The 8,871-nt window shown below is 66.9% G+C and carries 8 protein-coding genes and 1 pseudogene; 6 read left to right on the top strand and 3 right to left on the bottom strand.

The window, feature by feature from the left end; translation table 11 throughout:
- The 6 genes and pseudogenes from AC1DFE_RS02690 to AC1DFE_RS02665 all read left to right on the top strand — a co-directional run.
- A pseudogene (locus AC1DFE_RS02690) lies at positions 1–444 on the top strand (hypothetical protein); the annotation flags it as partial.
- A gap of 254 nt (positions 445–698) precedes the next feature.
- Entirely contained in the window at positions 699–1,943 is a 1,245-nt protein-coding gene (locus AC1DFE_RS02685) for a PucR family transcriptional regulator (protein WP_476904357.1), read from the top strand.
- Positions 1,944–2,031: 88 nt separating this feature from the next.
- Positions 2,032–2,961, top strand: a complete 930-nt coding sequence (locus tag AC1DFE_RS02680; RefSeq protein ID WP_476904356.1) for an ACP S-malonyltransferase — start codon at positions 2,032–2,034, stop codon at positions 2,959–2,961.
- Positions 2,958–4,019, top strand: a complete 1,062-nt coding sequence (locus AC1DFE_RS02675) for a beta-ketoacyl-ACP synthase III (RefSeq protein ID WP_476904355.1) — start codon at positions 2,958–2,960, stop codon at positions 4,017–4,019. The genes AC1DFE_RS02680 and AC1DFE_RS02675 overlap by 4 nt, the downstream gene beginning before the upstream one ends.
- An 81-nt stretch (positions 4,020–4,100) precedes the next feature.
- Positions 4,101–4,346 carry an acyl carrier protein gene (locus AC1DFE_RS02670; RefSeq protein WP_476904354.1) on the top strand — a complete coding sequence of 82 codons (246 nt, stop codon included), beginning with the start codon at positions 4,101–4,103 and terminating at the stop codon, positions 4,344–4,346.
- 194 nt (positions 4,347–4,540) lie between these two features.
- A complete protein-coding gene (locus AC1DFE_RS02665; protein ID WP_476904353.1) occupies positions 4,541–5,776 on the top strand; it encodes a beta-ketoacyl-[acyl-carrier-protein] synthase family protein in 1,236 nt (411 codons plus the stop codon).
- Positions 5,777–5,892: 116 nt separating this feature from the next.
- Here the strand turns inward: AC1DFE_RS02665 and AC1DFE_RS02660 are convergent, their stop codons facing one another.
- The 3 genes from AC1DFE_RS02660 to dprA form a co-directional block, all read right to left on the bottom strand.
- Positions 5,893–6,396 (bottom strand): DUF3145 domain-containing protein, encoded by a 504-nt coding sequence (locus AC1DFE_RS02660; RefSeq protein ID WP_003806074.1) that lies wholly within the window; start codon positions 6,394–6,396, stop codon positions 5,893–5,895.
- Between the two features lie 253 nt (positions 6,397–6,649).
- Positions 6,650–7,576 (bottom strand): tyrosine recombinase XerC, encoded by a 927-nt coding sequence (locus tag AC1DFE_RS02655; protein WP_476904352.1) that lies wholly within the window; start codon positions 7,574–7,576, stop codon positions 6,650–6,652.
- A 102-nt stretch (positions 7,577–7,678) separates the two neighbouring features.
- Positions 7,679–8,863, bottom strand: a complete 1,185-nt coding sequence (gene dprA, locus AC1DFE_RS02650) for a DNA-processing protein DprA (protein WP_476904351.1) — start codon at positions 8,861–8,863, stop codon at positions 7,679–7,681.
- Positions 8,864–8,871 lie beyond the last annotated feature (8 nt).

Genomic DNA, 8,871 nt, shown 5'->3' with positions numbered 1-8,871 from the left:
CAGACCGTAACCTGATGTACTACCTGACGGTCTACAACGAGCCCATCGTCCAGCCCGCGGAACCGGAGAACCTCGACGTCGAAGGCGTCCTGAAGGGCATCTACAAACTCGCAGCCTCCGCCACCGAAGGCCCCAAGAGCCAGATCCTCGCCTCCGGCGTCTCCGTCCCCTGGGCCCTGGATGAAGGCCGTCCCGGACCAGATCCGGCAGTTCGTCCCGAACGAGTTCGCCACCCTCGGCGCCGACGGCTTCGGCTTCTCCGACACCCGCGCAGCAGCACGCCGCTTCTTCAAAAACGACATCCACTCCATCGTCGTCAAAACCCTCCAGCTGCTGGCGGCCAAGGGTGAGGTTGACGGACAGGCACCGGCGCAGGCCATCGAGAAGTACCGTCTGCTCAACGTAAACGCTGGCACCACGGGCAACGCCGGAGGCGAGTCCTGACCACTGCTGGTTGAGCCTCTCGAACCCCGAGTTTTTGTCCAGATAATGGCCGCAAAAGGCCTCTGAAGCCGCGGTATCTGGACAAAAACTCCCGAGAGGTACAGCGAACGACGGCGGTCCCCACCCAAGGTGGGGGCCGCCGTCGTCGTTTGGGGTACTTCGGGGAGCGAACGAGGGGCTGTGACTCAGCACAACCGGAGTTGTAGCCTTTGCACAAAATGGAGCTTGGCCCGCGGGCACCGTATGCTCGAATTATGCCCGAGCCGTCCCCCGCCCCTGCACCGCGCAAACCGACCTCCCGGACCATGACTCCGGAGAAGACGGAGACCCTGAAAAAGCTCAGGGCCAGCGTTGGTCAGTTGTCCACCACCACCATGCGCCAGCTGGAAAAGTCATTGCCGTGGTACAGCCGGCTCAGTTCGGACGAACGCTCCGCGCTGGGACTCGTGGCGCAGAACGGCATCGCCGCCTTCGTCACCTGGTATGAGCGCCCCAGTTCCCCGTCCTGGATCCTTTCGGACGTCTTCGGCACTGCCCCGACGGAACTGACCCGCTCCATCAGCCTGCAGAAGGCACTCCAGCTCATCCGGATCGTCGTGGAGGTGGTGGAGGACCAGGTTCCGGTCATCGCCCCGGAAGCGGACCAGCCCTCGCTGCGCGAAGCAGTCCTGCGTTACTCGCGCGAAGTGGCCTTCGCCGCCGCCGACGTGTACGCCCGGGCCGCGGAGTCCCGCGGGTCCTGGGACACCCGGCTCGAGGCCCTGATTGTGGACGCCATCCTGCGCGGTGAAAACACCGACGCGCTGCGTTCGAGGATCGCCGCGCTCGGTTGGAAGGCGCAGGAACGCTTCACCGTGATGGTGGGGAATTCGCCGTCGGAACCCAGCGCCAGCTACGTCAGCGAACTGCGCCGCATGGCGGGCCGGTACGCGGAGGATGCCCTCGTGGGAATCCAGGGCGACCGCCTCATCCTGATCCTGGGCGGCGTGCACGACCGGGAAACCGCATATGTGAAGCTCAGCGAGATGTTCGCGCCCGGCCCTGTGGTTTACGGCGCCGAGGCCAGCTCCCTGCTGGAGGCCAGCGGCTCGGCCCAGTCCGCCTTCGCCGGGCTCACCGCCGCGCGGGCGTGGCCCGCCGCTCCGCGCCCCGTAGCGGCCGATGACCTTCTGCCGGAACGGGTCATTTCCGGGGACGACGCGGCCCGGCGGTCGCTTGTGAAGAACATTTACCGGCCGCTCCTAGCAGCGTCCAACGGGCTGGTGGAAACGCTCGGAACCTATTTGGAGCTGGGACATTCGCTCGAGGCCACCGCGCGGGAACTCTTTGTCCATGCCAATACCGTGCGCTACCGGCTCAAGCGCGTCTGCGACGTGACAGGCTGGGATCCGCTGCTACCGCGGGAGGCCTTTGTGCTTCAGGCCGCCCTCGTGGTGGGGCGGCTGTCGACGCCTCCGAAGCCCGCCGTCGAGCGTGTTGGCGCGCGGAACACTAACTGAACCGTTGTAGACTTCCTACAACCTGACGCCGTGAGCTTGGTGTACGAAAACACCAATGGATCACCCGGTAATTTGGAAAGCTGGATACGTGCTTGCAATCGTCTGCCCTGGACAGGGCTCACAGACCCCCGGTTTCCTGGCCCCTTGGCTGGAGCTGCCTTCCGTAGCAGGCCATCTGGCCTCCCTGAGCGAAATTGCAGGCATCGACCTCACTGCGCACGGGACCACCTCTAACGAGGAAACCATCAAGGACACCGCCGTCGCGCAGCCGCTCATTGTCGCCGCCGGGCTGGTGGCCGCCAAGTCACTGTTCGACGTCGAACTCAGCACGCTGCCCGTCATTCTGGCCGGGCACTCGGTGGGCGAGATCACGGCGTCCGCGCTGGCCGGTGTGCTCACCGAGAAGGAAGCCATGACCTTTGTGCGCGAACGCGCCAACAGCATGGCCGCGGCTGCTGCCGTCACTCCCACTGGCATGAGCGCCGTGGTGGGCGGCGACCCCGCCGAGGTCCTTGCCGCCATTGAGGCCGCCGGTGCCACGCCCGCCAATGTCAACGGCGCGGGCCAGACCGTCGCCGCCGGCACCTTCGGCCAGCTCAAGGCGCTGGCCGAGAATCCGCCCGCGAAGGCGCGCGTTATTCCGCTGAAGGTCGCCGGGGCCTTCCACACCTCACACATGGCTCCCGCGGTAAGCGCCCTGGAGGCGCTCCGCCCGGAACTGCAGCCGCAGGCCCCTGCCGTGCCGCTGCTGTCCAACTTCGACGGCCAGGAGGTCACGGAGGGCAACGCCGCCGTCGACAGCCTGATCGCCCAGGTCTCGCGGCCGGTCCGCTGGGACCTGTGCATGGAGAGCCTCGTGAACCGTGGCGTCACCGGCGTCATTGAACTTGCCCCGGCGGGCACCCTGGCCGGACTGGCCAAGCGGGGCATGCCGGGTGTGAAGACCGTAGCGGTCAAGACGCCGGACGACCTGTCAGCAGCCCTTGCACTCTTCGCAGAACTGGAAGGACAGGCATGAGCACGCCGGTACTGAAGCAGACCCCGCTCAACGAGCACACCCGGATCCTGGGCCTCGGCGCGTACCGCCCCGACGTCCTGGTGACCAACGAGGACGTGTGCCAGTGGATCGATTCCTCCGACGAGTGGATCCGCCAGCGTACCGGCATTGTGACCCGCCACCGCGCTCCCGCCGACATCAGCGTGATTGACATGGCCGAGGGCGCTGCCCGTGAGGCCATGCAGAAGGCGGGCATCGAGGCATCCGAGCTCGGCGCCGTCATCGTCTCCACGGTGACCCACCCGTACGCCACGCCGTCGGCTGCCGCGAGCCTGGCTGACCGGCTGGGTGCCACCCCTGCCCCCGCCTTCGACATCTCCGCTGCGTGCGCCGGCTACTGCTACGGCATTGCCCAGGGCGATGCGCTGGTCCGCGCGGGAACCGCCAAGTACGTCCTCGTCGTCGGGGCGGAGAAGCTCTCCGACGTCATCGACAACCGCGAACGCACCATCTCCTTCCTGCTGGGCGACGGCGCCGGCGCTGTGGTCATCGGCCCGTCGGACACCCCCGGCATCGCGCCGTCGGTATGGGGATCGGACGGCAGCAAGTGGGACGCCATCGGCATGACCCGCTCCATACTGGACGTCCGGGACCTCGGAATGGCCGCACGCCGCTCCGACTCCACCGGCGACCTTGCCCTCCTCGAAGAGGCGCAGGAGCTCTACCCGACCCTCCGCCAAGACGGCCAGACGGTGTTCCGCTGGGCGGTCTGGGAGATGGCGAAGGTCGCCCAGCAGGCGCTGGATGCCGCCGGCGTCCAGGCCGAGGACCTGGTGGCCTTCATTCCGCACCAGGCCAACATGCGGATCATCGATGAGATGGTCAAGAAGCTCAAGCTCCCCGAGACCGTCACCGTCGCGCGGGACATAGCCGACGCCGGCAACACCTCGGCAGCTTCGATCCCCCTGGCCACGCACCGCCTGCTTCAGGAAAACCCCGCACTTAGCGGCGGGCTGGCCCTGCAGATTGGCTTCGGCGCCGGACTGGTCTTCGGCGCCCAGGTCATCGTCCTTCCGTAGCAATCCCGATAACCAAGCCGCAACCGCGGTTTGCCCATTTCCGGCATCCTCTGCCGGCAATAACAAGAAAAGGAGCCATCAATGGCTAGCAACGAAGAGATCCTGGCCGGACTGGCTGAAATCGTCAACGAAGAGACCGGCCTGGCCCCTGAGGCCGTTGAGCTGGACAAGTCCTTCACCGAGGACCTGGACATCGACTCCATCTCCATGATGACCATCGTCGTCAACGCCGAAGAGAAGTTCGGCGTCCGCATCCCGGACGAAGAGGTCAAGAACCTCAAGACCGTCGGCGACGCCGTGGACTTCATCTCCAGCGCCCAGGTGTAAGTAAGACAACAGCCTCTGCAGGCTCCGGCCATTACGGCTGAACCCGGCTGGCCGGCCCGGACGTTTTTTACCGGACCGGCCAGCCGATGCATCACCCCAAGAATTTTTTTGAAGACTTCCCCCCGCACGCCACCCACTCCGGCCTCCGGCCAGCAGCACAGGACACGGCAGGCGCACCGACAGAGAGTGATCCCATGACACGCAAAGTAGTCATTACAGGTCTGGGTGCCACCACGCCCATCGGCGGCGACGTACCCACGATGTGGCGGAACGCGCTGAAAGGGGTTTCCGGTGCCCGCACCCTCGAGGACGAGTGGGTTGCCAAGTACGAACTGCCGGTCCACTTCGCTGCCCGCTGCACCACCCCGGCCCTTGACGTACTGAGCCGCGTTGAAGCCAAGCGCATGGACCCGTCAACGCAGTTCGGTGTCATCGCCGCACGCGAGGCCTGGGCGGACTCCGGCATCACCGAAATCGACCATGACCGGCTGGCCGTGGCCTTCGCCACCGGCATCGGTGGAGTGTGGACGCTCCTGGACGCATGGGACACGCTGAAAGAGAAGGGCCCCCGGCGCGTCCTGCCCATGACTGTTCCGATGCTCATGCCCAACGGCGTAGCCGCCGCGGTCAGTCTGGACCTGGGGGCCCGCGCCGGTGCGCACACTCCTGTGTCCGCCTGCGCGTCCGGAACAGAAGCGTTGCACCTCGGGCTGGACCTGATCCGCTCAGGGAAGGCCGACGTCGTCATGTGCGGTGGCGCCGAAGCCGCCATCCACCCGATGCCGCTGGCGGCGTTCTCCTCGATGCAGGCACTCTCCCGCCGCAACGACGATCCCCAAGGCGCCTCCCGTCCCTACGACCGGGACCGTGACGGCTTCGTCATGGGCGAAGGCGCCGGCGCCCTGGTGCTGGAAGCCGAGGAGCATGCCATCGCCCGCGGCGCACGGATCTACGGCGAGCTGGCCGGCACGTCCGTGACCGCCGACGCCTACCACATCACCGCACCGGACCCCGAAGGCCTGGGCGCCACCCGCGCGCTCAAGGCAGCCATGTTCGACGGCCGCATCCAGGCGGAGGACGTGGTCCACGTCAATGCCCACGCCACGTCGACGCCGGTCGGCGACAAGCCGGAATACACGGCCCTGCGGGCGGCGCTGGGCAACCATGTGGACAACGTGGCCGTCTCGGCCACCAAGTCCCAGATGGGCCACCTGCTCGGGGCGTCCGGCGCCGTCGAGGCCGTCCTCACGGTCCTGGCCGTCCACGAACGCAAGGCTCCCGTCACGATCAACCTAGAGAACCAGGATCCGGAGATCCCGCTCGACGTCGTGACCTCCGTCCGCGCTCTGCCGGCCGGCGACATCGTGGCGCTGAGCAACTCGTTCGGCTTCGGCGGCCACAACGCCGTGGTTGCCATCCGCAGCATGTGATGTGACCTGAATGCACGCCGCAGAAGCCCCCGCCGGTTGGTGGGGGCTTCTGCGTTTGCTATGGGGGTGCTGCGACTGGCGTGTTAGCCGGGCTCGCGCTCAGCGGAGCAGTCGCGTCAACCGACCTGGTGCAGCCAGCGCACCGGCGCGCCTTCGGCGGCGTGCCTGAACGGTTCCAGTTCCTCGTCCCACGCCTCGCCGAGCGCAAGCGACAGCTCATGGTAGACGGCGGAGGGGTCGCCGGCGCCAGCCTCATAGGCGTAGCGGATGCGGTCCTCCGACACCATGATGTTGCCGTGCACGTCCGTCACGGCATGGAAGATTCCCAGCTCGGGTGTGTGGGACCAGCGTCCGCCGTCCACACCCTGACTGGGTTCTTCGGTGACCTCGAAACGCAGGTGCGCCCAGCCCCGGAGGGCAGAGGCAAGCTGCGCACCTGTCCCCTGCGCGCCGGTCCAGGACAGCTCCGAGCGGAACATGCCGGGCGCGGCGGGCTGAGGGGTCCATTCAAGGTCCGTTCGCTTGTCCACGACGGATCCGATGGCCCACTCAACGTGAGGGCACAGTGCGGTAGGGGCCGAGTGAATAAACAGCACACCGCGGGTCATTGCAACAGACATTCCATCCTCCATAGCTGTAGGTACGTCTTCCCCAACGACCTGCATGGACGGGATAGTTGCTGCTTTGGGCGCCGCGTGGTGCCGGTGATTCCTGCCATCTATGAAACTGTCTGCCGGACTGACAAGGGGCGCATGGAGACAGTGCTTCAAGCACAACTTGAAAGTTGCCGAACTTGGATCTTATTGTGCCGTACACCGCCTAATTACGCCAGTGCAATTCGGCGTGGTGTAGAAGACGCGCCGAAGAAATGTCCTAGGCGCGCGGGTGGGCCTGCTGGTAGCTCTTGCGCAGCCGGTCCACGGACACGTGCGTATAGATCTGGGTGGTGGCCAGGCTGCTGTGACCCAGGATTTCCTGGACCGCCCTAAGGTCCGCGCCGCCGTCGAGCAGATGCGTGGCGGCCGTGTGCCGCAGGGCGTGAGGGCCAGTGGCGGAAGTGTCGCCCAGCGCGTCGAACAACTCCTTCACCACGCTGCGAACCTGGCGCTGGTCCACCCGGCGGCCGCGCATTCCAAGGAACAGGGCCGGTCCGCTGTCCGCGGCAGCAAGTTTCCCCCGCCCGCGGCGCAGCCAGTCGTCGACGGCGAGCGCAGCCGGGAGCCCGTACGGCACCGTACGCTCCTTGTTGCCTTTGCCAAGCACACGCAGTGTTCTGCGGTCCGGGTCGAGGTCATCGACGTCCAGACCTGCCAGCTCACCGACCCGGACGCCCGTGGCGTAGAGCAATTCGACCATGGCCCGGTTGCGCAGCGCCAAGGGCTTCCCGTCTTTGGCTGCCTCGTTGAGGTCCCCCAGCAGCCGGGCCAGCTGCTGCTGCTGCAAGACGCCCGGCAGCGAACCGTCCCGCTTGGGGGCTTGCAGGCGCAGGGCGGGATCGGTTTCGATGAGTTCTTCGCGCAGCGCCCAGGCGGTGAAGCTCCGTGCCGTGGCGGCACGGCGGGCAAGCGTGGAACGGGACGCCCCAGCCTCACTCTGGCTGCCCAGCCACCGCCGGAGGGTGCCCAGTTCGAGTTCCGCAGTATCGGTGACCCCTTCACCGGCCGCATAGCCCAGCAGGCTGGAAACGTCAGACAGGTATGCACGCACGGTATGTTCGGACCGCGCCCGCTCACCCGTCAGGTACCGGCCGAAACCCGTGACGGCCCGGTCGAGGGCCGCCGGCAGTTCCTGTTTCTCCACTCCCCCACTGTCCCAGCATTTGGCCCGGATTCAAGGAACGGCGCGCTAATCAAGAAACGGCAGGAGCCGTCCGGCGAGAGGGACGGCGCCGGACGGCAGTCCTTAGGTTGACTGCTTGGTCCGCTTCCAGCCTCCGTTCTCGGTGACGGCCAGTCCCAGCAGTGCCAGCCTGCCCAGACCGGCCCGCACGGATTCCGCGCCCAGGCCAGCGACGCTGCAGAGCTTTTCGACGGAGCTGGCGGACCGCACTGGAAGGGCGTCCAGCAGGATCAGGTCCTCCAGCGTCAGTCCGTCGTGATCCGCCGCCTGGCCGTACTTTTCATCAGGCAAGGACTGGCCGCTCGGCGAGGCAAGCTCGGCGATCTCTCCGGCGTCAGTGACGCAAACGGCACCGCCGTCGCGCAGTAGCCGGTGGCAGCCGGCCGAGTTGGCGCTGTGCACCGAGCCGGGAACGGCCCCGACGGCCCGTCCCAGGGTTTCCGCGTGGTGGGCAGTATTCAGAGCTCCCGACCGCCATCTGGCCTCCACCACAACCGTGACAGACGCGAGCGCAGCGATCAGCCGGTTGCGCTGCAGGAACCGGTAGCGGGTGGGTGCAGAGCCAGGCGGCACCTCGGCGAGTACGGCACCTTGGTTGGCAACGGCGCGCAGGAGATCCTCGTTTCCCGACGGATAGAAGCGGTCCACGCCGCCCGCCATCACGGCAATGGTCGGCATGTCATCTGAGGCCCCTGCCAGTGCTGCCCGGTGCGCGTGGGCATCTATCCCGTACGCACCGCCTGACACTACCGTGAATCCCCGCTGCGCCAGGGAGTACGCAAGATCACCGGTGACGGACGCACCGTAGCTGGTGCTGTCCCGTGAGCCCACGAGTGCCACCGCCTTGGCCGCGGGAGGCAGCTGGAGCTCAATTCCCCGCCACCACAGGCAGATCGGCTGGTGCAGGCCGAGATCGTCCAGCTGACGCGGCCACAGCCCGTCCGCCGGGATGATCATCCGGCCGCCCAGGCGCTGCATCGTGGCCAGGTCGCGTTCCGGGGCAAGGTCCGGAATCCTCGGCGCCCAGCGTTTCAACGCGGCGCCGAGTCCGGCCCAGGAACTTACGGCGCTGTGCTCTGCCAGCAACCCGGTGATGTCCTGTTCCAGCCCCGGCCCGTAGCTGACCTGGCCGGTGGCGATCCGCAAGGCGTCCTCGGCCCCGGCGACATGCACCAGGGCGAGGCCCGCCACGTCCTGCGGTTCCATCAGCCTGGACAGCGCGGCCCGGGCAAGTCTCTCGTTCTGCATGTGGGTTC

The sequence above is a fragment of the Arthrobacter sp. 05T423 genome, assembly GCF_056396245.1.
Note: the sequence above shows the minus strand (reverse complement) of the source record. Positions and strands in the feature narration are given on the sequence as shown.

What these genes read in the sequence shown, in the direction of transcription:
- AC1DFE_RS02675 (WP_476904355.1), top strand. Translation starts at nt 2,958, where the DNA reads ATGAGCACGCCGGTACTGAAGCAGACCCCGCTCAACGAGCACACCCGG.
- AC1DFE_RS02670 (WP_476904354.1), top strand. Translation starts at nt 4,101, where the DNA reads ATGGCTAGCAACGAAGAGATCCTGGCCGGACTGGCTGAAATCGTCAAC.
- dprA (WP_476904351.1), bottom strand. Translation starts at nt 8,863, where the DNA reads ATGCAGAACGAGAGACTTGCCCGGGCCGCGCTGTCCAGGCTGATGGAA.
- AC1DFE_RS02685 (WP_476904357.1), top strand. Translation starts at nt 699, where the DNA reads ATGCCCGAGCCGTCCCCCGCCCCTGCACCGCGCAAACCGACCTCCCGG.
- AC1DFE_RS02665 (WP_476904353.1), top strand. Translation starts at nt 4,541, where the DNA reads ATGACACGCAAAGTAGTCATTACAGGTCTGGGTGCCACCACGCCCATC.
- AC1DFE_RS02660 (WP_003806074.1), bottom strand. Translation starts at nt 6,396, where the DNA reads ATGTCTGTTGCAATGACCCGCGGTGTGCTGTTTATTCACTCGGCCCCT.